The organism is Methanobrevibacter gottschalkii DSM 11977 (assembly GCF_003814835.1).
Classification (GTDB): domain Archaea; phylum Methanobacteriota; class Methanobacteria; order Methanobacteriales; family Methanobacteriaceae; genus Methanocatella; species Methanocatella gottschalkii.
The window spans coordinates 292,291-315,691 of sequence record NZ_RKRG01000003.1 but is presented as its reverse complement, the minus strand read 5'-3'; the positions used below and the strand labels follow the sequence as shown (position 1 = coordinate 315,691).

Genomic DNA, 23,401 nt, shown 5'->3' with positions numbered 1-23,401 from the left:
ATATAAATTTTCCTATTTTGAATCATTCCTAGAAACTTAAGATTTTTTGGATGAAATTTTTTATTAAATTTTTTTATTTAATAACATCTGTTATATTATTCTATGATTTGGATTGGATTTTCATAAGGTTTTTATATGAATTATGTTTTTCTGCATGATTTTTAATTGTTATTGAAAGAATGTAGACGAAAATATGCGTGTAAAAATCTTGTTCAATGATTTTTACAGACAATATGAACCATTTAAACTTAAATGAGCATCATCAACATTATTATTAAATTTAATATCAAAACCCCAATATCAGCACCTGTGACACTAATTCATTTCATAGTTATAATCATTAAGATAAATATTAAAATTAAAAATTTATTTGAAAATTTCATTTTACCACACAAATAATTTTAAGTATTAATTATACTTTTAATAAATTCAAATATATTAAGAAATTATCATAATGATAAATCTAAAAGTTTATATATAATTCTACTATTAATTTTTAATTAAAGAGGTGTAAATATGATATATAAATGTCTAATTTGCGGTCATATTCATAATGAAGAAGCAACAGGAGTATTATTAAAAGATTTAGATAAATGTCCCACTTGTAAACAGGATATATCAAATTTTGTTGAATTTGAAAATTCAGATTCAGATTATAAAATTCAAAATGAACCAACAGATTTATCATATCCAAAAGAATTCGCTAAAAGTGATAAGGATATTCGACACATGGATACAATACATCAAATAGCTATTTCTGGTGAATCAATAATATCTTCAATGTATACAGAGTTACCAATGCCTAATTGGGATGATATTCTAATTTTGGGATGTCAGCTAAATCCCCAACCTATTGAATCAAATATTGATGTTAACACAACCACCGTTATTGGAAAAAATGCTAAAATACCCTTAGTTATTGAAAGTCCAATTTATATCACTCACATGTCATTTGGAGCATTATCAAGAGAAAGTAAAATTGCACTTGCTAAAGGAAGTGCAAGTGTTAAAACTGCCCAATGCAGTGGAGAAGGTGGAATTCTACCTGAAGAAATGGAAAATGCTTATAAATATATTTTTGAGTATGTTCCAAATAAATATTCCGTGAATGATGAAAATTTAAAAAACAGTGATGCTATTGAAATAAAAATAGGACAGTCTACCAAACCAGGTTTAGGTGGACAATTACAAGGCGTGAAAGTAACTCCTGAAATTGCCAAAATTAGAAATAAACCAGTAGGTCAGGATATTCATTCACCTGCTACAATTCCAGAAGTTAACTCAAAACATGACCTGAAAGAATTGGTTTCATACTTAAGAAAAAAATCCCGAGGAAGGCCAATTGGATTGAAATTTGCAGCGGGGCGAATTGAAGAGGATTTGGAGTATGCTTGTTATGCTGAACCAGATTTTATAACTATTGATGGTAGAGGAGGATCTACAGGTGCAAGTCCAAAAATCATTCGGGATTCAACATCCGTACCTACAATTTATGCTTTGAGTAGGGCTAGAAAATACCTTGATGAACATGATAAAGATATTTCATTAATTATCACCGGAGGTTTACGCGTTTCATCTGATTTTGCTAAAGCTTTAGCTATGGGTGCTGATGCAATAGCTATTGGAACAGGAGCATTGATTGCCTCAGCATGCCAACAGTATAAAATTTGCCAAACTGGACATTGCCCAGTAGGTGTTGCTACACAAGATATGGAAAATCGTGAAAGATTTAAAATAGAATCTGCTGCAAAAAGAGTTGAAAACTATTTAAAAGTTTCAAATGAAGAGTTAAAACAATTTTCAAGAATTACTGGACATGATAATGTACATGATTTAAACATGAATGATTTATGCACAATAAACTCCGAAATATCTAATTACACAAATATTAAACATACATAACCCTCATGTAATCCAGTTTGCATTATGCATCCCTATATAATTTTAATTATTTTCTAAAATTACATGGTTGAATATCAAACATTTAATATGAATCATAACGGATTAAAAACCTATTTCTGATTGGAAAAATCTTTTCACTCATGGAATTTTTGGAATAATTCTTCTTTACTTTTTGCTCCAGTAATTTGGTATTTAATAGTTTTATATTAAAATTTGTAATTTCTTTTAATTTAATTAGAATGAAATATTTTTGATAAAAGATAATCAAAAATATACAATTTAAATAGTTATTTGGATAATTTTACTTTTTCAACTTCATTAAAGAAATTTAATTGACCGATTCTTTTTATTGTACTGGCTAATCTTTCTCTTTGTGGGTTTTTAGCATGTTTATTATAAACTTCAAATACTGCATCCAAGGTTTTATAAATTTCATCTTCACTGTCAACATACATTTCATGACCTAGAATAGTTTCACGTCCACCTTTTCCACCGATTGATAAACAATATCCTTTATATTTAATGTCTTTAGCATTATTAGGGCATGCAGGAATACATTTTCCACATGAAATGCATGAATCATAATCCGTTATAGCATTTTTTCCAGTGATTTCTATTGCATTTATTTTACAAACATCTTCACATCTTCCACAGCCGTTACAATTGTCATTAGTAAGAGGTGTTTTAACACCATGAATACCAAAGTCAGTTGTAGAAACAGATAAACATTTGTTAGGGCAACCAGTAATTCCTATTTTAAATTTATAATTAGCGGGTTTTTCCGCATATTTTTCTTCTATTTTTTCTGCAATTTCACTAGTGTTAATTAATCCAAGCAGACATCTCTCTTTTCCCGGACAAGACATTAAAGATCTGACTAATGGTCCTTCAGTTCCGTTAACTAACGGTAAATCTTTACAGTCATAAACTATATCTTCAACATCATCCAATTTTATTCCTTGAATTTCAATTTCCTCACGGGAAGTTAGTTTAATGATTCCACCATATTTTTTAGCAATAGCTGAAATTTCCATTAATAAATCAGCATCATAATATCCTCCAATAGTAGTTCTGAAACGGAGATAAGCTCTGCCTTTTTGACCCATTCCAACACCACCAAATCTCCAGAGATAATAATAAGAATTAGCTTTGCCACTCTCTTTTCTGTGTTTTATTTCTTTTTGGAAACGTTTTTCTTTGAAGTTCCTCATAAATTCAATTTCTTCAATATCCACATCATTGTTGAAATCAAAATAGTCTTTTATGATTTTTCCTTTTTCGGTTCTGATAACAACTGTTGAAAATCCTTTAGGTGAACCTTTTTCTCCAAAACTAATATCTGCAAGTTCAGCATCAAAATCACGGCACATTAAACATCCAGGGGATGGTTCCATCTCATTTAATTTAATTTCATAATCTTCTGTTTCTGTGGATATTAAAAAATTAGGTCCTTTAACATCAAATTTAACTATATCATCAACATTAATTCCAAGAGTATTGATTTTATCCAAAATTTTTGAGTATTCAAATTTTTCAGTGCAAAATAGTCCTAAAACATATTCAATTTTTGGAATTTTAGCAGGCCGACCATTCCATCCCCGTTCAGCATCATGTTTTGAATTGAACTGATGATATTGAATATTTCTCAATCCCGCTACCTGACATGGAAGTCCGACAACAGCAATTTTTTCAAAACCCATTTCTCCGGCTTCCATTATTGCATTAAGTGAAGAAATTGAGTATCTGCTTTTAGGTGTTGAATCAATGTCAATTTTATGTAAATTTAATAAATCTTGAGAGTTTGTAACTAGCATACTTGAAGGTTTCCAGTGACTACCACCAATCACAACTGCACCATCAATTTTTTTATCGTTTAACAGATATTCTAAAAATTTAGTTACAACTCCACCTGATTGGCCTTTTATATCTGATTTTCCATAATAATATTCTTCAAAAGAATTTAAACGTGTTCTAATTTCATATGACCCTGCATTTACTCTAGGACATACTTCTTGACACATCCCATTTCCTTTACGTAAACATTCTTTTACAATGAAAGGTTTTTCTTCAAATTCAACTATATGATTTGGACATACAATACTACAAGCTCCACATTTGGCGCATAAATCATTATCAACTATTGTATTTAAATACCACTCAAATTTAGGAGAATTGGATTCTTCTAAAGTAGTTCCTAAATTCCCAATGTTAGAAACAATGTTTTTAATTTCTTCTTCAGACAAATCAGTTTTATCTAAAGAATTAATAAAATCCCAGACTCTTAGCTTTAACTCCAAAGCATCAATGGATGTGTCAATTTGATTAATATATTTATTAATCATCATATCATAATACATATTCAACATTATAGCACCACTGTTTATTCTTAAATAATTATTTGTAAAAACATGTTATTAAAATTAAATTTTAAATTAGAGATATCCAAGACTCAATAATACAACCCATAGTAATACTAAAGCAATTTGAAATAATACTGCAAACTTTGACAAATAAGAAAAATTTATTTAAAATTATTATTTGAAACACTCTTTAAGTTAATTTATCCAAATTCCAATAATTTTATAAGAATAACTAGTTTAAATCACTATAGCAAACTTTAATAATATTTATAAAAAAATATAAAAATTGAAAACTTTATTAAGATTAAATTTAATCTTAAAAAATATTGTGTGTTATATTGAAGTTTTCATAGAGGTGTTTTATGTTAAATGAATTTTTCAAATTATCTGAAAACAACACCGACGTTAAGACTGAAGTTATTGCAGGACTCACTACATTCCTTGCTATGTCCTATATTTTAGGAGTAAACCCTGGAATGTTAGCTGAAGGAGGAATGCCTGCAACTGGAGTATTTTTCGCTACTGCTCTTGCGTCTGGTATTGCGTGTATTATCATGGGGCTTGTTTCTAAATATCCTGTTGGATTAGCTCCTGGTATGGGTATGAATGCATTATTTACTTATACTATTATTTTAGGTATGGGTAACACTTGGGAAGCTGCTCTTGCTGCAGTATTCATTTCAAGTATCATATTTTTATTAATAACTGTTTCTGGACTTAGGGAAGCTATTCTTAATGCAATCCCGCACAATTTAAAACTAGCTATTGGTGCAGGTATTGGTTTTTTCTTAGCATTCATTGGTTTAAAAGGTGCTGGAATTATCGTAGCTGATCCATCAACAATGGTTACTTTAGGATCATTGTTCTCTGCTCCTGCACTTTTAGCATTAATCGGTATTGCAGTTACTTTAATTTTATATGTTAGAAAAGTGCCTGCCGCAGTATTTATAGGTTTAGTAATTACTGCTATTTTAGGCATTATATTTACTGCTGCAGGATTTGGTGTTGGAGACATAGCTATGCCTTCAGTTCCAACTGAATTTGTATCTACAACAATTGATACATCTGTATTTGGTGCATTTGCATCTGGATTTAGCCAGTTATTCACAAATATCCCTAATTTAATTTTAATCTTATTCTCATTACTTTTTGTTACATTTTTCGATACAACTGGAACTTTAATTCCTTTAGCAAATCAATGCGGTTTCATTGATGAAGAAGGCAATGCTGATGGAATAGACAAAGCATTCCTTGGTGATGCAATTGGTGGTATTATTGGTGCTATTTTAGGTACAAGTACATTAACTGCATATGTAGAAAGTGCAACTGGTATTGGTCTTGGTGGTAGAACCGGTTTAACTGCTATAGTCACAGGCATTCTATTTTTAATTTCAATTATCTTTGCCCCAACAGTATTAGCTTTATTTACATCTTCTGTAACTGCTGCTGCATTAGTGATAGTGGGTATCTTAATGATGATTCAATTAAAAGATGTGGATTGGGATGATTTAGTTGTCGTTGCATCTGTATTCATGACCATTATCATGATGCTTTTAACCTACTCCATCTCATTAGGTATTGCATTCGGTTTTGTAACTTACGCAATTACCAGTATTGCTGCAGGTAAAGCAAAAGAACTGAATTGGTTAGTTTGGATAATGGTACTTGTATTTATCATATACTTATTCTTCGGATTATAGTGTTTAAGGAATTTAAACACTACTTTTTTATTTTTTTCATATGGCAATTATTGCAATTTAATATACTGCTGATGTTAGTAACCTGCAATTGTTAGCAATACTTTGTGATCTGTAGTTGCTTAGTGGAGCTATAAAAATCATTATTTATGTTACACTTAAAATTAAACCAACCCTGTCAGACCCATCATGAACTACTCTCCTATAAAAATAAGATAAAACATATACATGGGTTAAGTGAAGATTAATGGTACCAGCAGTAGATGTTTTAATTTTAAATAAATTAAGATTTAAAAGTCTATCCCTAGCAGTTTATTCTATTTAATTGTATCATGAATTGATATTAATGATAGAAGCAATGATGTTATATGAACATGCTCTTTATTTCATAAACTTTCCTGCCGCAATCACAAATGTGATTGAGTGATACCTAATTAGGTTGAAAATAAATTTGAACATAGACAGTGAAAACATGACAAGTGCCATATTTTATAAGGAAAAAAATAATTGAAATGGATTTGAAAAACCGATAACGCAATCGTTTCACCGACAAATATCATCTTTCAATTACATTTATTAAAACTAAATAGGCTCCAAGAACTCCGCTAAAAACAAATCCGATTAATCCAAGTATTGGAAAATCAAATAAATCCGGACCAACGTCAGTGATAAGAGCAAGAGATGAACCAATAATTAAAGATGATAAAATTAAAGATATGGATAATTGATTAATCAAATGACCGATTCCTTCATGCTTTAATTTTACTTCAATATTCCCTTCTTCCAATTTTGAAATAGTGCTATTTATTGTATCCGGTAAGTCTTTTGCTAGATGTTCCAATTGTAAAAGATAATTCAAACTGACTTTTGCCAATCTTTCAGGTTTATATTTATTAACTACAATCTTTCTAGATAATTTCTTCAATTCAGTAGCAGCATTAAAATTAGGATCGAGCTTTTTACCCGTATCTTCAATCAAAGCAATACCACGACCAATCATTACAAATTCGTTTGGAAGAACAACATTATTCTTAACCATAGCATTAAGTAAATCTTCCATTGCACCATCCATATTCTTTAATTCCGCACCATAATACAAATTCAATAAGTCATTAATATCCGCACGTAATTCCGGTGTATTTTGTGATGGGGAAATTATATTCATATAAATTAATTGTTTTATAATGTTGTCTGTATTTCCACTTATCAAAAGCAACATAAATTCAGCTAAATTTTCTTTAAAATCCTCACTTAAAATCCCCATCATACCCATGTCAATATAACACAATTTATTATCCCGTGTTACAATTAAATTTCCGGGGTGGGGATCAGCATGGAAATAACCATCAATCATAATTTGTTTAAAATAGGATTTAAGACCATAATTAGCAATTAATCTTTTATTAATATGAGGATAGTCCCCTTCAATTAATTCAGTGACTGTAATTCCTTTTATTAATTCCATAGTGATTATTTTTTCACTGCAATAATCAATATATACATTTGGAATTTTAATATAATTCACATTTTTGAAGTTTTTTGAAAGATTTTGCATATTCATTACTTCTTCTAAATAATTAATTTCTTTAAGAATAGATCTTTCAAATTCATTAACTATTGTGGGTAGATTAAAAGTTTTAGAACTTGAAATGTATTTATCAATCCTTTTTGCAAGGAATTTCATTATTTTAATATCAGATTCTATAATTTCACGGGAATTAGGTTTTTGAACTTTAATTGCTACTTCTTCACCATTTCTTTTAAGTTGGGCCTTAAAAACTTGCCCGATAGATGCAGATCCTAAGGGATTTTGGTCAATATCACTATAAATATCTTCCATAGGTTTGCCTAATTCTTCTTCAATGACTTCTTTTATTTCATCAAAAGGAGTTATAGGAGTATTATCTCTTAACTGTTGAAGTTCTTCTGCAATTTCCAAACCAACTAAATCAGGCCTTGTACTTAACATTTGCCCTAATTTAATATATGCTGGACCTAATTCTTCCAGTACTTTTCTAATTCTCAAAGGGACAGATTCATCGGAAAAATTATCTTCTTTTTCTATTTTATAGTTTCTTAAAAATGGAAATTTCCTAAAAAAAGTATTTTCTTCAATCAAATAACCAAAATCATTCTTTTTAAGAACCTTATAAATTTCATTTAATCTTTTGAGATCATCATTTCTAGTACTAGCAATAACTTTCATTAAATAAAAATTGTAAATAATAATATTTATTTTTTTAGAATAATAAAAAATGGTTGAAATTGAAAGATTGTTTCCTAGCTAAATTAAGATTTAAAATGTATAATAAAAAACAACCTTTCTTTAGATGGATTATCTTAAAGAAAACATTAAGTTCGGGAAAAAGATTGACATATAAAAGTGATAATACTTTAAGATAATCATCTAAATTATTAATATTTGTTCGGTAGTATATAAACTTTTCGTATATATACAAATAAATTTGTTTATAAATAACTATTTTGAAAGAATTAAACAATTAAACCTTCATTCAAAAAATTTTTAAAAATATAATCTACATTTTTCATATATCCAGTTTATCATAACCTGATTCAGTGAAAAAATAAAATGTAACCTAAATTATTAATAATACTGGCCTATCAAATAAATAACTTTTATATAATATAAAATAAGTAATAATAATTAAACATTTTAAAAGGAGAGATTAAATTGTCAAAACAAGAAGAACTAGAACAAAAAGGATACAAAACTTATTCAAATGATGAAATTAATGTTTTTTGGAATCCTAAATTGTGTCAACATGCAACTGAATGTATAAGGGGAAATAACAAAGTATTCGATGTATCAAGGAGACCTTGGGTAGATGTTTCACAAGCTCCTGCAAAAGAAATAGCTGAAATTATTGACAGATGTCCAACAGGAGCACTGTTATATGAACTCAAATAAAATTAAAATCGAATTTGAAAAAGAAGATAACAGCAGTATAGCATATGATGGCAATCGGCAAATTGGCCAATGCCACTTTGCAAGACTAAAACAAAATTGGATAATAACCTTGACTGATGTGGAAAAAGACTACCAGGGACAGGGAATCGGAAAAAAACTCGTAGAAAAAGTTATTAACGAAGCAAGAAAAGAAAAAGTAAAAATCGTTCCATCATGCTCATATGCAAAAAAATTAATGTTTGAAAATCCTAAAGAGTGCAAAGATGTGCTCTAAATTATTCTTTTTTTCCTAATTCTTCTAATGTATCTCCGCTAATTCTATATACAGTCCAATCTTCCATTGGTTCAGCTCCAAGAGATAAGTAAAACTCAATACTTGTTCGATTCCAATCCAGACACCACCATTCTAATCTTCCGCAACCCCTATCAACAGCAATTTCTGCTAATCTTTTAATTAAATTTTTACCATATCCTTTTCCACGATATTCAGGTTTTACATATAAATCTTCAAGATATATGCCTCCACGACCTAAGAATGTTGAAAAATTATGGAAAAATAATGCAAAACCAATTTCTTTATCATCCTCCATTGCAAATATAACTTCTGCAACTTTTTTATCAAAAATCCATTCATTCAATAATTCTTCACTAGCTATTACTTCATTCAACATTTTTTCATATTCTGCCAATTCTGTTATAAATTGCAAAACTAAAGAAACATCTTCTTTTTCTGCAAACCTAATTGAAAACTGAGACATAAAAACACCAAAATAAATTTTTAAGAAAAATATTACAATTGATAGTTAATATTAAGATAAAATATAAACTTTATGATTCTAAAAAAATAACCTAACTATCCAGTAACTGTTTTAAAAAAAGATAATCAATTAAAAGTACAACTGGAAAATATTTTAAAAAAAAGAAAGTATGGTAAATATTAAATCATATCTACCTGACTGTCAATATCACTTTTTTAGTTGCAGAATAATAGTATTTACTACCAGAATAACTAATAACTGCAAGGAATTTAGCTTTTTTATTCAAATTAGTAATTTTAAAAGTTGCTTTACCTAAACTATTTGTTTTTAAAGTATAGATTTTACCATTAACTTTTAAAGTAACTTTTGTATATTTCATTGCTTTATATTTGTCTGTTCTCAAAGTTACACTATATTTTTTGGCATTAACAGATTTTTTCAATTTTGCAGAATAAGCAGTTAATTTTGGAGTTGCTTTAACCGCAATAGTAACTTTTTTAGTTAATTTATTATAGTAACTAGTGCCTTTATATGTAATTAAAGCATCATATGTTCCTTTTTTAGTTAATTTACTAAGTTTGAAAGATGCTTTACCATAGCTATTAGTTGTAGCGGAATATGTTACACCATTAACTTTCAAATAGACTTTAATCTTTTTCATTACTTTATTCTTGTTGTTTTTTAAAGTAATGTAGTAATATTTGGTTTTTACTTTAACATTATAAGTTTTTGATGATGCGGTCAATTTAGCTTTGTACTTTGAAACTTTAAATTGAACAGTTGTATTTGCAGATTCATATTTAGAATCTCCAGTATAGCTAACCATCACATTATAAGTTCCGGCAGCCAAACCAGATTTGGTTAAAACAATGCTGCTAATGTTATCATTAACTGTTTTTTGTTCAACTCCATTAATAAAAATAGTTACAGAACCTGTTGCATCATCTGGAAGAGCTATATCTATAACTTCCTTACCTTTAACATATATGTTTTTAACATCAATATCAATGACCGGTATTGCTTTAGATACATTGAAATAAATTCCTTCAGTAGTATTCAAGTAGTTAGAATCACCACTATAATCAATTATCAAAACATGCTCTCCAATTGTTAAATCTTTAAATATTGCCTTACCCACACCATTTGTAACTTTAACATCTTGAGAGATATTGTCTATTCCAACAGTAACATTATTTTTTACATCACTAGGCAATGCAATATTTATAACTAAATCCTGACCAAGCTTATTGCCTGAAATATTAACATCAACTGTTGGTTTAGCTTTAGTAACATTGAAACTAATGATTTGAGTGCTTTTTAAGTATTTAGCATCACCATAATATATCACAGTTGCATTATAATTTCCCACATCCAAATCACTAAATTTAACAGTTCCAACACCATTTTCAAGATTAATATTTTGAGAGTTATAACCAAAAACAACATCTACTGTGTTGGTAACATCACCAGGCAATGTAATATTAATTATTACATCTTGACCATAACAAACATCAGTAACATTAACAGTAATGTTAAAAACATTTCTTGATACTTTAATGGATTTATTGGTTAATGAGGAATTATAATTATCATTTCCATTAAATACAGCAAGAACATTATAAGTTCCTTCGATTAAATTTGAAATAACAACATTTCCACTACCATTAACTATTACAATATCATCTGAATATTTAGTTCCATTTAAATAAACAGTAGCTGTTCCATCAATTTTAGGATCAACACTGACATTTAACACTCCGCCTATATTAATATCTGATGTATTGACAGTAGTTTGTGTACTAGCTTTATATATTTTAAAATCAACATATTTTGTTTCATTAAAGTAATTTTCATCACCGCCATAACTTACAATTGCAGTATAATTTCCAGCATTCATATCTTTAAATGTTACATTGCCGCTGCAATTAATACTTCTATTAATATCACCCAAACTTACAGTGACATTTGAAGTTAAGTTATCAGGTAATTTGAGGTTAATAACCAAATCATTACCATAAACAATATCTCCTACATTGATCAACATGTTTACTGTGTTTTTAGATATTTCAATAGTTTTGTTAGTTTCGGATGAATTATAACAATCATTTCCATCAAATGCTACTTTAATATCATACATTCCTTTGGATAATCCTTTAATAGTAACATTTCCATTTCCATCAATAATTTCAATTGTTTGATTTTTAATATTATCCACATAAATAGTGGCATTACCATTAATTTCAGAATCATAATTAATAGTAATATTTAACTCATCATCAACTTTAATACTGACAATATCAATTGCAGCTGTTGTGTTGGCTTTGGATATTGTGAATCTAGCCTTACCAGAGCTTCCATTATATTTATCATCCCCACTATAGGTAACATTAACTTCATAATTGCCAGGAGTCAAATTAGATAAAATCAATACCTCATTAATACTTGCATTATTTTCTGTGCCATTGATTTTTATAGTCACATTACCAGTAGCATCATCAGGTAACTTAACATCAATTCCAACATCATCACCATATACATATGACTCTTTATCAAAATCAATAGTTAAGTTTGTTTGAATAAGTTTTTTTATAACATTAACAGTTACATTCTGTTTAAAAATTTCTTCAATCCCTTCATTAGCTCTTAGTGTTAAGTTAATAACATAATCACCATTATTAATTCCACTATTATTTAATTTAACAGTGATGTTAGTAGATTTACTTGACTGCAAATCGCCTATATGCCAAGTATTATCTGATACATTATTAGAATCAATTAATGAAAATCCATCCGGTAATTCAAAATTAACTGTAACATTAGAAGCATTATTTTCCCCTATATTCTTAACAGTAATGTTCACATCAACATTATCGCCTTGAAGTACAGATACATTATTTATAGGATCTATAACCATATCAACATCATTATTTACATTTTCTTCACCATTAACATCAGCCAGCGCCCCATTAGAAACTTTATTAACCGCATATTCATCACTAACAACATTATTATCATCTACGCTAACAACATCTCGATTAGATGAATCAATAACAGAGTCATCAGTTGTATTATCTGATGCACTAACGGTAGCTACGGAAAATGTTAAAATAGCTATTAAAAGTAAAATTAATATTTTTTTATTCATTTTAACATCTCTTTTCAAATTACATTACAATAAAAATATTTAAAATAAATTATTAACATATTAAATATTCAACAATACTATTACTTATATACAAAACAAACATATAATCTTTTTTAAATAAACAAAAATACTCCATAATTTTAGAAAATCTAAATCATGCATCAAATATAAAAATAATAAAAAACAACAAAAGAAACTTTTTAAAACAACCTTAAAAATAGAGAATAGTGTTAAACACTATAATTTATAATGAATATTATGTAATTTATACAAGCATACGGAACTGCTTGATGGGAATGCATAAATCATCTCATCAAGATCTTTTAAGGTTATTTTTTTATTAATAATAAATGTAAACATATTTGCTACATTTTCTGCATCTGCCGCATATATTTCAGCACCGACAATATTTAAATCTTTATCAACAATTACTTTTGCCTCAGCAGTCCTATCATTTTTAAGTTCAAGTGAATAGGAATTACCATATCTTATAGTGTGAACATCATAATCATCACTTTCCTCTGCAATATATGCCGGAACACCAACTGTTGCAATTCTAGGAATAGTATATGCAACTGCCGGGATAACTGGATAAGTAATTTCATCTGCCTTACCCAATAACTCTTTTGCGAGATATTTGGAGTGATGTATTGCAACAGTTACAAGTTTAGCAATGCCTACATCTGCAACATCTCCTGAAGCATAGATATTGGAAACGGCTGTCTGTAAGTGACCATTTACTTTGATTCCTTTTTTAGTATATGTTAATCCCACATTTTCAAGACCAATATCCTCTACATTAGCTTCCCTTCCCATAGCTGCAATAACATAATCTCCAGTTATACTGCATCCACTATCAAGATTAACAGTAAAAGCATTTTCATATGCCTTGTTATTTATTTTTGCTTGAGGATCTCTCAGGAGCTCATCACTATTCATTGAGTTTTCAACATTTGAAACTTTACTTTCAGGATCATCAATTATGACATTATTATCTTTAATGATTTCTTTTACAGTTTGGTTGAAATGGAAACGAATATTCTTCTTTTTTAGAATTTCAATAACATTTTGAACATAAGGTTGGTGAAAATATTTTAAAGCCATATTTCCTCGAATAATTACATCTGCTTCAAGACCTGCTTCCGCAATTATTGATGCGAATTCCATGCCCACAAATCCTGCCCCTATGATAATAGTATGCTTTGGAAGTTCTGCAATATCCAAAAAATCAGTACTATCATGCAAATACTCTTTTCCCTTAATATCTGGAATAACAGGTTTTAAACCTGTGCAGATTACAATTTTATCTGTGGTGAATGTGTCATCACCTACCTTAACTGTATGTTCATCGACAAGTATTCCTTTTCCATGTGCAACATCCAAATCATATTCTTTAAATTTACCATCTAAAAATTTAGACATTCCAGAAATACGTTGTTGTTTGAATTTCATTAAATCCGGCCAATTTACTTCAAAATTACCAGATTTTCCAACTCCTTCAAAATTATCCGCCAATGCTTTAATTTCATATGGTGCATCAAGCAATGCTTTGGAGTTACAACCTCTGTTTGCACATGCTCCTCCAAATAAACTTTCTTCAATAATCAATATTTTAAGACCCGCTTTTCTTAAAAAACGGCCTCCTTGCCATGCCGCATTTCCACTTCCGATATAAATAACATCATAATCCATAAAATTAACCTCTAATTTAATTGTTTTTTAAAATCATATATTCAATTATCATAAGTATTTTCAATAATTAACTGGAATAAATCCTTTGTTTTGCCAGTTATAATAAATTCCATGACATTTTCTGGAACTTCATATACAAATGTTGGATAACCTGCTTCAGCAATCGGTTTTGAAACAAGCACAGCAGAAGTTGATTTGTATGTTTCATTACCGGTGACCGGATAATAATTAAAATCACTTGATTGATTTATATTCTCACCTATTTTAACAGATGCATTGTCCATTGCTGGAGTAGCTACATAAAATCCTTCACCATATTCAGGAATATGTGAATGACTAATAATAACAGCATCAGCATCAGAAGCAGTAACATTCGGATTTACATAATTATGAACAAGACTTTCACCATTTGCACGTCCTTTACTATAGTCCTGTGCATTTTTTGTAACAGTGACTTTATAATGAATTATTTTAACATCATCATTTGCAAATTGTTTTGCTGCATCAATTTCCGGATTAATAGCCAGTGTTTCCCTTGGATGAATTCCAGTAATTAATGCAATGCATTTTGTAGCATTTGCATTTCCATAAGTAGCCACTTCTACAGTACCTATATCAGTGTCTGCAATAGTTTCATAATGCGGTATGAAAAATCTATTTCCAACGAATAATATGCTTGCTATAATTAAAAAAATTGCAATAATTATTATTTTTGTCTTTCTATTCAATTTTACACCCAGAAGTTAAATAATGACTATTAAAATTTAAAAAAAAGAAAAGTTAGAATTTAAAGAAGTCTTTACCCCATTTAATTCTGTGTTTGATGTCTTGAACTTCCATTTCATAAGTTTTTTCAGAATCACCATAATTTTCTTCCAGGTTTTCAGTTTTATTATTAACATTAATATTTGAAACTTTATCTATCAAACCTGATTTTTCAATTTTCTCAATTTCAAATAATGCCTTCTCCTTTACTTCAAAAAGCATGTCAATAGCTTGTCCAACACTAATGTTCTGTGCTTCCAATTGTTTTACTTTTTCTAATTGTTCATCGGTTAATTCGATTTCAATTTTATTCATAAACCATACCTCATAAAACATTTTATAAATTAGTTATATATTTGACCATATTACTTTAAATTATTTTCTGGTAGGCAACATTATTGTTTCATTAACAACAGTTTCATTAGAAACATTTATATTGCTTTATTCGAATATAATAATTTAGGTGATAAAATATGGATAAAAGTCCGGATGTTTTTGATAATGCTCCAATAATTGGATGGATTCATAATATATCAAAAAATCAGTTAAAATACCTCAATTCACAAATCCAGGAACTTAATTTAGGTCGTGAAGTACGTTATATAATGCTGATTCATGATAATCCTAACTGTTCACAAGATGACTTAGTCAATATTTATGGTGAAAGTAAAGCAAATGTTGCTAAATCCCTTAAAAAACTTGAAAACAACGGATATATCACTAGAAATATGAATCCTGAAAACAGACGTAAATATATGTTAAAAACAACAAAAAAAGCTGATGAATTAATTCCAAAAATAAGAAAAATTTCACTTGATTGGGAAATTAAGGTTGGAATTGATGAAAATGATTATGAATTAAAAGAAAAAATTAGACAGATAGCAATTAATGGTATGAAACTTATTGACAATAACTAATAGAGGGTAAATTATGAAAATTGAATTTGAAACATATGTAATATTTGTATCATTTATAACTTCATTTTTTGCAGTGTTTTTATCAAATGGTATAATAATAGGCGTTCCAGCAATAGCACAGGATTTTGCTATGAATAACGTTATTCAAAATTGGGTGCCTACTATATTTTTCCTTGTTGTTGCTGTATTTACAGTTCCGGCAGGGCAAATTTCAGGAAAATTTGGTGTTAAAAAATCACTACTTGCAGGAATTACTGTATTCCTATTAGGTTCAATTGGAGCTTGTCTTGCATTTTCAACTGAATCATTCTTAATATTTAGAATCATTCAAGGTGCAGGAGTTGCATTTTTAAATGTATCTGCAATGGCAATGGTAGTTCATGCAGTTAAACCTCAGAACAGAGGAAAAGCTTTGGGTTTTACAGTGACTGGTGTTTATCTTGCAACATCACTTTCACCGGTTATTTGTGGGTTTTTAGTACATAACTTGGGTTGGAGAGCAATGTTTTACTTTGTAATTCCATTTTTAGTATTATGCATAATATTATTAATATTAAAAATACCACAAGAATGGAAGACATATCAGCATGATACAATTGATAAAGTTGGATCAATAATATATGCTATTGGAATTTTATTATTCATTTACGGATTCACTACTTTAATTACAACAAATGGTAAAATATTAACCGTTACTGGAATTATTTTATTAGTGATATTTGGAGCATATGAATTAAGACAGAAATCCCCAGTATTCAATATGAATTTATTTAAAAATAAAAAGTTCACATCATCCAATATTGCAGCATTATGCAGTTATCTTGCAATAATGGTCGTTACAACAATTCTAAATTACCATTTACAGTATGTAAGGGGTTGGGATGCACAAATGTCTGGAATGATACTGATTATCACACCAATCATTATGGCAATAATGGCTCCGAACGCCGGAAAACTATCAGATAAAATACATCCGCAAAAGCTGGCAGCAACTGGAATGGCAATTGCCACCATTGCACTTGGAATTTTAACATTCTTAAATGGGGAAACACCAATTTATTTCGTAATTATAGCTATGATTCTACAAGGTATTGGTATGGGGCTTTTCTCATCTCCAAATATGAATGCAATAATGAGCTCCGTTCCACCTAAAGATGCCCCAACTGCATCAGCTTCACAAGCCACAATGAGAACAATCGGCCAAACCATGAGTTTAGGTCTTTTAACTTTAGTATTTGCTTGGATAATGGGTAATTTAGAGTTATCTCCACAGTATACAACCATGATTATACAAGCTTCCCAAACTATTTGCGGAATCTGTACAGCAGCATGTATACTGGCTATTTTCGCATCACTCATTGGAATCAAATCTAGTGACAAATTTAATACAGGAAGATGAATTGATAGAAACTCTATCAATTTTTTACTTTTTTAGGTCAATTTTCAAATATTATAAGAAAATAAATATAATAATTGAGTTGAATTTACATGGAAATTACTGCAGATGAAATGAAAAAAACAATACGAAAAATATATGACCGTCTAGATAAAGTATCTCCCGTTGATTTTGACTGTGGAAAATTGTGTGGAGAAATATGCTGTGTCTATGATGCAGACGACTACCATAATGAAGATTTGGCCCTATATCTTCTACCCGGTGAAGAATTAATGTATGAAGATAGTGATAGTTACAAGTTATATTATATCGATTCATCTGAAATTAAATATCCTCATTCTTGGAAAGGTCAAATTTATCTTGTTAAATGTATTAACCCTCCAAAATGTGATCGCAGTATCCGACCAATACAATGCAGAACATTTCCATTAATACCGCACTTAAATAAAAAAGGGGAATTTCATTTAATATTTGATGAAAGTGAATTTCCATACAAATGCCCAATTGTCCAGAACCATATAAAATTAAATGATGATTTTATACAAGTGACTTATGAAATCTGGTCAATATTAATAGCTAATCCATTAGTTTATGATTTAGTAGATATGGATTCTAGAATGAGAGACAATAGAAAAACAGATTATGAAATTATAATTTAATTAAACGGCAATTTAATTTAAAATTAATAATCATGAAATGGAAATTGCTGATACTAAACGCATATTTGATGTAAAATATTTACAATTTCCAATTAATTTCATCAATATTATTTTCCTTTAAAAATTTATTAGCTAATTTAAAATGATTAGATCCTAAAAAACCTCTTCTTGCTGAAAATGGAGAAGGGTGAGATGTAATTAGAACTAAATGGTTTGGATTTGTTATTAATTCTTTTTTCTTTTCAGCCTGTTTTCCCCAAAGCAAAAATACAATAGGTCTTGTTTGGTTATTCAATATTCTAATTACATTATCTGTAAAAGTTTGCCAACCGCAATTACTGTGAGAATTTGCATTGCCCTTTTCAACTGTTAAAACAGTATTTAATAAAAATACACCCTGCTTTGCCCATTTTTCCAAACAGCCTGACTCTGGAATTGGATAAGAATACTCATTATTAATTTCTTTAAAAATATTTTTTAAGGATCTGGGAATTGGTCTGCCCTCCGGAGTTGAAAATGCAAGTCCATGAGCTTGACCTTCCTCATGATAAGGATCCTGGCCTAAAATAACAACTTTTGTATTACTCAATGGAGTTAATTTAAATGAATTAAATATATCCTCATAAGGAGGATAAATTGTTTTTGAGTTATATTCTTCACTGACAAAATCTTTAATTTTCAAAAAGTAATCTTTTTCAAATTCATCATTTAAAGCTAAATCCCAATCATTGTTAATCATGAAAAATACTTTGTACAATAATAATATTTTAACTTTTTCCAGAAAATTTACTTAAATTATAGAATTTTATCTAATTTCCTAACACTCATATATTACAAAGCATCGATTATTTCTCCCTTACTAATTTACCACTCATATGCTCAATGGTGATTTCATAAACCTCTGTCCTGTCCAATAATTTATTAATTTCATCAATTGTTTCTTCATGTGTTGGGAAAAACTTATCTCCAAGATATGTTAGTCTATCCCTTTTTTCATTATTGTTTGTTAAAATTTTAATTTTTCCAAAAACTATAACACTTTTAAATGTGTACCACCAGTTTTCTTTCTTTTTAACTCCTTTATCAATCACACAATAAGAAACTTTAGGATATTTTTTAGCAGCATCATTTTTATGTCCTTCTTGAGCCCCATGAAAATAAATTTTACCATCAGCATATACATGACTAATTGGAACTGTGTAAGGATATTCATTATCACCTAATAATGCTAATACTCCACGAGGTTCATTAGTTAATATTTCAATACATTCTTCCTGTGTAAGTTGCTGTTTTATTCGTCTCATCTGTCTAAACATGATTATAAATTTAAAACATGTTATAAATATTACTTTTCATGTAAAATTCATGGTGTATATTGCCCAAATAAACATCAGAAACTCTTTTTAAAACATGAATTTCTGTAAAAATTAGTTAAAATAGATTATATTTAAAAATTAGATTTAGTAGGTTATAAACCCACTATTTTAATAAATTTTCATTAGTTGTTTCAATCTTTTCAACAACTTTTTGACCTTCAGTAGCTAGGTCACTGAACATCACAATTGTTTCTTTCATTTTAGGAAGGGCCTGTTCTTTATATGTGCTTACATCTTCAATAGCTTGAATTGCTTCGGAAAATGAAACTTTTAGAACTTCAGGTGAAATCATAGTCTCAGCACTGTGCTTTTGTATTTCACTTCCTTGTTCTTTAAGCATATGTGAAGTAGATTCTATAATGTGTTCAGTTGTAGAATTAATGATATTAATTTTATCCATGACAATTTTTTGATCGTAAAGAGCACTAGCAACCATTACACCTGTTCTTAAAGCTGAAACAGTTACATTTTGCGCACGTTTAACACCACGAATCAATTCCTTATTATTTCTTCTAATTACATTAAGAGATACAATTCCTTGTTGATTTACAACAATCATTTGTTGCATATCCATGATTCTTTGTCTAAGAGGGAATAAAATCTCTTCACGAACAAATTTAATTTTTTCTTCATCAATCCCTTCAATTTCTGCAGTTTGAATTTGTGCTTCAATAGAGGCATCCATTTGTTTTGCAAGTTCAATATCTGCAAGAAGTTTATTAGTAACTTCCCTTAAATAATTTTCTTCATTTAAAAGAGTTGTATTATCATTCTGAAGGACTTTACTACTTTTGTCAAGTGACTGAACAATATCAGAAATAGCATTTTCAGCTTTTTCATATTTAGCAAAGTATTTTCTAACAGGATTCATTAAATTTCCGAGTAAACCTTTTTTTGCAAAATTTATTTTACTTGGATCCAAATCTTTTATTTCCCTATTTAATTCCATCAGATTTTCTCCAATATTATCCGATTCTTTACCTCCTTTTGTTAAATCAACAAATCTAGTAGCTAACATTTCATTATGAGCTGCAGATCTAGACATCTCATTTAAACCAAAATTATCTAATGGTTTCAATATCTTTTCCCTTGCTTGCGGATTATTTAAATCAGCGTCAAAAATTGCAACTGCATTGTCTTGAGCTTGATTTTTAATATTTGAATCTTCTAATTTCTTTTCTTCTTCTTTTAAAGTTGTTTCAACATTTTCTTTTATTTCATCAACATTTAATGAAAATTCTGTCATCATATCACCTTAATTCAATATTTGATGATTAATACATTAATTGAATAATAATATTTTGTTTATAATTTTTATATGTATGTATTTAAATTGTTATTATTCATCAGCTTCTTTTTCAAGTAGAATTGTTACAGGACCATTATTCAATAAATCTACTTTCATATATGCTCCAAATTCCCCAGTTTCGACATCAACTTCTTCAGAACATTTTGATGCAAAATAATCAAATAATTTAGTTGCAATGTCTGGAGTTAATGCTTTGTGAAAAGAAGGTCTATTCTTTTTATTTGAAGCATATAAAGTAAATTGAGGAATTAATAGTAATTTACCTCCAATATCTTTCACAGATTTATTCATACGACCATTTTCATCTTGAAAAATTCTTAATTTTACAAGTTTACGAGAAAGATAATCAGCCTCATTTTTAGTATCATTCACACCAAAACCAACTAACACCATTAACCCATTGCCAATTTCACCAACAACTTCATTATTAACTTCAACACTGGCATGAGTAACTCTTTGAACAACTAACTTCATTTATCCACCTTTTTTAAATCTACTATGAAAAGATTATCTGATTTGAATTATAACTTTTAAATAATTGAATAAGTAAATCTATTGGACATAAATACTAATATGCATTAATTTATGCCAATAAAAAGAAAACTTTCATTTAAAACCAATGAAAACCTAAATTAAAAGATATCTAAAATTTTACCAAAATACGCTGAAAATTAAATATTAAGATTCTCTTTAACTTTGTAAGTTGTATCACGAACTACATTAGCAGCTTCTATGAAACTTTCTTTTTCAACATCATTCATATGAATTGGAACAATCATTTCTATTCCATTTTTAGATGTAATAGCCGGAACACCTAAAGAAACGTTTCGAACACCTTCAACTTCACCTTCCAAGTAAAAACTAACCGTTAGAACTTTATGAGAATCAGTTATCATGGTTGAAATTAAGTTTGAAATTGCAAAAGCAGGACCATATTCAGTAGCTCCTTTTTTAGAAATAATTGTATTTCCAGCATTTTTAAGTTGTTCAACTAAAGCATCAACATCCAATTTAGCAAATTCGAAATATTTCAAAGGAATACCTCCAATGGATGTTGAACTTAAAAGTGGAACCATATGATTTCCATGTTCGCCTACAACCCTTGTGTGAACTTCAGAACTATTAATATTAATTTTTCTTGAGAAATAATTTTTCAATCTAAGAGAATCTAAGTGGTTTCCAACACCAATTACTTTCATTTTATTAAATCCTGATGCTTCAAGTGCAATTGTTGTCATAACATCAACAGGGTTGGTAGCAACCAGGATTATTGAATCTGGTGCATATTTAGCAATTTGTTTTGAATAATATCTTACAATTTTTGCATTTGGAATAGCTAATTCAAGCCTATTCATTCCGGGCTGACGATGAATTCCAGCAGCAATGAGTACAATTTCAGAACCTCTAATTTCATTAAAATCGCATGTGGGGATTAGCTTACAATCAATATCCCTTGCAGCAAGTGCATCATACATATCATAAGTCTCCCCTTTAACTTTATCAAGACTTTTAGGTCTTGAAACCATAACAATTTCATCAACTGTATCCATTCTTGCTAATGTAAATGCAACATTTTTACCTATTGTTCCAGTTGATCCAAAAATACTTACCTTTACCATATTATCATATTAAATTTCATTATAAAAATATCTTACTGGTTTAAAAATAAATTAAAATATTTTTATTTAAAATCAATTTAATTAAATATAGTTAATTATATTAGTCAAAATAATCTAAATTTGTTCATTTTTTATTAAACTAATAATGTTTATATGTTTTAAAATAATTATGATATAATCAAACAAGGAGATATTGCATGACAAATAATGAATTAAAACTAGAGACTAAATGTTACGATGCTAATGAATATGGTTATCTATATGGATTAAACAAAAAAATTCCAGATGAAGAATTTGAAAAAGTAAAACCCTTTTTTAAAGATTTTAGAAGAATGGACTTTGTAGAAGGCAATGTTCAAGTAACTGGAAGACCTGAAGGTTATAGATGTCTTGAAAAAGATGTAAGTAAAGTAGAAGAAATATTGGGAATTACCAATACTCTGGAAAAAAGACAAAATAAAGTAAAAGAAGCATTTGCAGACCCCGTTAAAAAAGCAAATCTTATTGATCAATCTTATGAATGGTTAAAAATATTATTTGACAAAGGTGGAACAAGACCCGAACAAGATTTGAGCCGGTTAGCCGTTCATTCAACAAAAATTTATGATCCGAAAGATAGCTTTAAAAGAGGTTGTGAAAAAGGTGAAGGAGAATTATTCATTTATACACCTCATGGAATGTGGTATATTATAAACAATTGTGGTGAATTTTCAGATAAATCTTTAAATAATGTACAAACTCCGCAAGGTGGTGCAGTAGGTTATAGATTAATGTATTATGATTTAATTGACAGATTAATTAGAATTTACAGTGAAGAGAATATATACTCAGGTAAACAATTATATTAATTTAAATTAATAAATAATAACATCCCTAT

General features: G+C 28.8%; 20 protein-coding genes. 8 read left to right on the top strand and 12 right to left on the bottom strand.

Annotated features, from left to right (window positions below; genetic code table 11):
• Window positions 1–516: 516 nt before the first annotated feature.
• Window positions 517–1,902 (top strand): glutamate synthase-related protein, encoded by a 1,386-nt coding sequence (locus EDC42_RS08200; RefSeq protein ID WP_069572864.1) that lies wholly within the window; start codon window positions 517–519, stop codon window positions 1,900–1,902.
• A gap of 287 nt (window positions 1,903–2,189) precedes the next feature.
• On the opposite strand, the gene EDC42_RS08195 is transcribed toward EDC42_RS08200, so the two are convergent.
• A complete protein-coding gene (locus EDC42_RS08195) occupies window positions 2,190–4,268 on the bottom strand; it encodes a Coenzyme F420 hydrogenase/dehydrogenase, beta subunit C-terminal domain (protein WP_198923023.1) in 2,079 nt (692 codons plus the stop codon).
• A gap of 356 nt (window positions 4,269–4,624) precedes the next feature.
• On the opposite strand from EDC42_RS08195, the gene EDC42_RS08190 reads away from it, so the two are divergent.
• On the top strand, window positions 4,625–5,962 hold the full coding sequence (locus EDC42_RS08190; protein WP_069572862.1) for an NCS2 family permease: 1,338 nt from the start codon (window positions 4,625–4,627) through the stop codon (window positions 5,960–5,962).
• Window positions 5,963–6,515: 553 nt separating this feature from the next.
• Here the strand turns inward: EDC42_RS08190 and EDC42_RS08185 are convergent.
• Window positions 6,516–8,165 carry an ABC1 kinase family protein gene (locus tag EDC42_RS08185; protein WP_069572860.1) on the bottom strand — a complete coding sequence of 550 codons (1,650 nt, stop codon included), beginning with the start codon at window positions 8,163–8,165 and terminating at the stop codon, window positions 6,516–6,518.
• A gap of 486 nt (window positions 8,166–8,651) precedes the next feature.
• Here EDC42_RS08185 and EDC42_RS08180 point away from each other — a divergent pair, with 486 nt between their 5' ends.
• Together EDC42_RS08180 and EDC42_RS08175 are read left to right on the top strand one after the other, a co-directional pair.
• Window positions 8,652–8,888, top strand: a complete 237-nt coding sequence (locus EDC42_RS08180) for a (4Fe-4S)-binding protein (RefSeq protein WP_069572857.1) — start codon at window positions 8,652–8,654, stop codon at window positions 8,886–8,888.
• A complete protein-coding gene (locus tag EDC42_RS08175; protein WP_069572855.1) occupies window positions 8,875–9,162 on the top strand; it encodes a GNAT family N-acetyltransferase in 288 nt (95 codons plus the stop codon). The genes EDC42_RS08180 and EDC42_RS08175 overlap by 14 nt, the downstream gene beginning before the upstream one ends.
• Before the next feature lies 1 nt (window position 9,163).
• Here the strand turns inward: EDC42_RS08175 and EDC42_RS08170 are convergent, their stop codons facing one another.
• The 5 genes from EDC42_RS08170 to EDC42_RS08150 all read right to left on the bottom strand — a co-directional run bounded on the left by EDC42_RS08170 (window position 9,164) and on the right by EDC42_RS08150 (window position 15,563).
• Window positions 9,164–9,646, bottom strand: coding sequence for a GNAT family N-acetyltransferase (locus tag EDC42_RS08170; protein WP_069572853.1), 483 nt, complete (start codon window positions 9,644–9,646; stop codon window positions 9,164–9,166).
• 190 nt (window positions 9,647–9,836) lie between these two features.
• Window positions 9,837–12,791, bottom strand: coding sequence for an Ig-like domain repeat protein (locus EDC42_RS08165; RefSeq protein ID WP_069572850.1), 2,955 nt, complete (start codon window positions 12,789–12,791; stop codon window positions 9,837–9,839).
• Window positions 12,792–13,028: 237 nt separating this feature from the next.
• A complete protein-coding gene (locus EDC42_RS08160) occupies window positions 13,029–14,483 on the bottom strand; it encodes a dihydrolipoyl dehydrogenase family protein (protein WP_069572847.1) in 1,455 nt (484 codons plus the stop codon).
• 41 nt (window positions 14,484–14,524) lie between these two features.
• Entirely contained in the window at window positions 14,525–15,211 is a 687-nt protein-coding gene (locus tag EDC42_RS08155) for a hypothetical protein (protein WP_069572845.1), read from the bottom strand.
• Between the two features lie 52 nt (window positions 15,212–15,263).
• Window positions 15,264–15,563 carry a hypothetical protein gene (locus EDC42_RS08150; protein WP_069572843.1) on the bottom strand — a complete coding sequence of 100 codons (300 nt, stop codon included), beginning with the start codon at window positions 15,561–15,563 and terminating at the stop codon, window positions 15,264–15,266.
• Window positions 15,564–15,721: 158 nt separating this feature from the next.
• On the opposite strand from EDC42_RS08150, the gene EDC42_RS08145 reads away from it, so the two are divergent.
• The 3 genes from EDC42_RS08145 to EDC42_RS08135 all read left to right on the top strand — a co-directional run bounded on the left by EDC42_RS08145 (window position 15,722) and on the right by EDC42_RS08135 (window position 18,220).
• Complete coding sequence (locus tag EDC42_RS08145; RefSeq protein WP_083234807.1) at window positions 15,722–16,165, top strand: MarR family winged helix-turn-helix transcriptional regulator; 444 nt, start codon at window positions 15,722–15,724, stop codon at window positions 16,163–16,165.
• 13 nt (window positions 16,166–16,178) lie between these two features.
• Window positions 16,179–17,564, top strand: a complete 1,386-nt coding sequence (locus tag EDC42_RS08140; protein WP_069572841.1) for an MFS transporter — start codon at window positions 16,179–16,181, stop codon at window positions 17,562–17,564.
• 89 nt (window positions 17,565–17,653) lie between these two features.
• Window positions 17,654–18,220, top strand: a complete 567-nt coding sequence (locus tag EDC42_RS08135) for a hypothetical protein (protein WP_069572839.1) — start codon at window positions 17,654–17,656, stop codon at window positions 18,218–18,220.
• Between the two features lie 79 nt (window positions 18,221–18,299).
• Here EDC42_RS08135 and EDC42_RS08130 read toward each other — a convergent pair whose 3' ends face one another.
• The 5 genes from EDC42_RS08130 to EDC42_RS08110 form a co-directional block, all read right to left on the bottom strand.
• Window positions 18,300–18,959 (bottom strand): uracil-DNA glycosylase, encoded by a 660-nt coding sequence (locus tag EDC42_RS08130; RefSeq protein WP_069572836.1) that lies wholly within the window; start codon window positions 18,957–18,959, stop codon window positions 18,300–18,302.
• A 106-nt stretch (window positions 18,960–19,065) separates the two neighbouring features.
• Window positions 19,066–19,536, bottom strand: a complete 471-nt coding sequence (locus EDC42_RS08125) for a pyridoxamine 5'-phosphate oxidase family protein (RefSeq protein ID WP_069572830.1) — start codon at window positions 19,534–19,536, stop codon at window positions 19,066–19,068.
• 163 nt (window positions 19,537–19,699) lie between these two features.
• Window positions 19,700–20,842, bottom strand: a complete 1,143-nt coding sequence (locus EDC42_RS08120) for a toxic anion resistance protein (RefSeq protein WP_069572826.1) — start codon at window positions 20,840–20,842, stop codon at window positions 19,700–19,702.
• Window positions 20,843–20,935: 93 nt separating this feature from the next.
• Complete coding sequence (gene dtd, locus EDC42_RS08115; RefSeq protein ID WP_069572824.1) at window positions 20,936–21,379, bottom strand: D-aminoacyl-tRNA deacylase; 444 nt, start codon at window positions 21,377–21,379, stop codon at window positions 20,936–20,938.
• A gap of 197 nt (window positions 21,380–21,576) precedes the next feature.
• Entirely contained in the window at window positions 21,577–22,524 is a 948-nt protein-coding gene (locus EDC42_RS08110) for a malate dehydrogenase (RefSeq protein WP_069572821.1), read from the bottom strand.
• A gap of 197 nt (window positions 22,525–22,721) precedes the next feature.
• Between EDC42_RS08110 and EDC42_RS08105 the strand changes: the two genes are divergently transcribed.
• Complete coding sequence (locus tag EDC42_RS08105) at window positions 22,722–23,372, top strand: hypothetical protein (RefSeq protein ID WP_069572819.1); 651 nt, start codon at window positions 22,722–22,724, stop codon at window positions 23,370–23,372.
• Window positions 23,373–23,401 lie beyond the last annotated feature (29 nt).

Excerpts from the sequence above, each read along its gene's own strand:
- EDC42_RS08200 (WP_069572864.1), top strand. The coding sequence starts at position 517 with ATGATATATAAATGTCTAATTTGCGGTCATATTCATAATGAAGAAGCA.
- EDC42_RS08195 (WP_198923023.1), bottom strand. The coding sequence starts at position 4,268 with ATGTTGAATATGTATTATGATATGATGATTAATAAATATATTAATCAA.
- EDC42_RS08190 (WP_069572862.1), top strand. The coding sequence starts at position 4,625 with ATGTTAAATGAATTTTTCAAATTATCTGAAAACAACACCGACGTTAAG.
- EDC42_RS08185 (WP_069572860.1), bottom strand. The coding sequence starts at position 8,165 with ATGAAAGTTATTGCTAGTACTAGAAATGATGATCTCAAAAGATTAAAT.
- EDC42_RS08175 (WP_069572855.1), top strand. The coding sequence starts at position 8,875 with ATGAACTCAAATAAAATTAAAATCGAATTTGAAAAAGAAGATAACAGC.
- EDC42_RS08170 (WP_069572853.1), bottom strand. The coding sequence starts at position 9,646 with ATGTCTCAGTTTTCAATTAGGTTTGCAGAAAAAGAAGATGTTTCTTTA.
- EDC42_RS08165 (WP_069572850.1), bottom strand. The coding sequence starts at position 12,791 with ATGAATAAAAAAATATTAATTTTACTTTTAATAGCTATTTTAACATTT.
- EDC42_RS08160 (WP_069572847.1), bottom strand. The coding sequence starts at position 14,483 with ATGGATTATGATGTTATTTATATCGGAAGTGGAAATGCGGCATGGCAA.
- EDC42_RS08150 (WP_069572843.1), bottom strand. The coding sequence starts at position 15,563 with ATGAATAAAATTGAAATCGAATTAACCGATGAACAATTAGAAAAAGTA.
- EDC42_RS08145 (WP_083234807.1), top strand. The coding sequence starts at position 15,722 with ATGGATAAAAGTCCGGATGTTTTTGATAATGCTCCAATAATTGGATGG.
- EDC42_RS08140 (WP_069572841.1), top strand. The coding sequence starts at position 16,179 with ATGAAAATTGAATTTGAAACATATGTAATATTTGTATCATTTATAACT.
- EDC42_RS08135 (WP_069572839.1), top strand. The coding sequence starts at position 17,654 with ATGGAAATTACTGCAGATGAAATGAAAAAAACAATACGAAAAATATAT.
- EDC42_RS08130 (WP_069572836.1), bottom strand. The coding sequence starts at position 18,959 with ATGATTAACAATGATTGGGATTTAGCTTTAAATGATGAATTTGAAAAA.
- EDC42_RS08125 (WP_069572830.1), bottom strand. The coding sequence starts at position 19,536 with ATGTTTAGACAGATGAGACGAATAAAACAGCAACTTACACAGGAAGAA.
- EDC42_RS08120 (WP_069572826.1), bottom strand. The coding sequence starts at position 20,842 with ATGACAGAATTTTCATTAAATGTTGATGAAATAAAAGAAAATGTTGAA.
- dtd (WP_069572824.1), bottom strand. The coding sequence starts at position 21,379 with ATGAAGTTAGTTGTTCAAAGAGTTACTCATGCCAGTGTTGAAGTTAAT.
- EDC42_RS08110 (WP_069572821.1), bottom strand. The coding sequence starts at position 22,524 with ATGGTAAAGGTAAGTATTTTTGGATCAACTGGAACAATAGGTAAAAAT.
- EDC42_RS08105 (WP_069572819.1), top strand. The coding sequence starts at position 22,722 with ATGACAAATAATGAATTAAAACTAGAGACTAAATGTTACGATGCTAAT.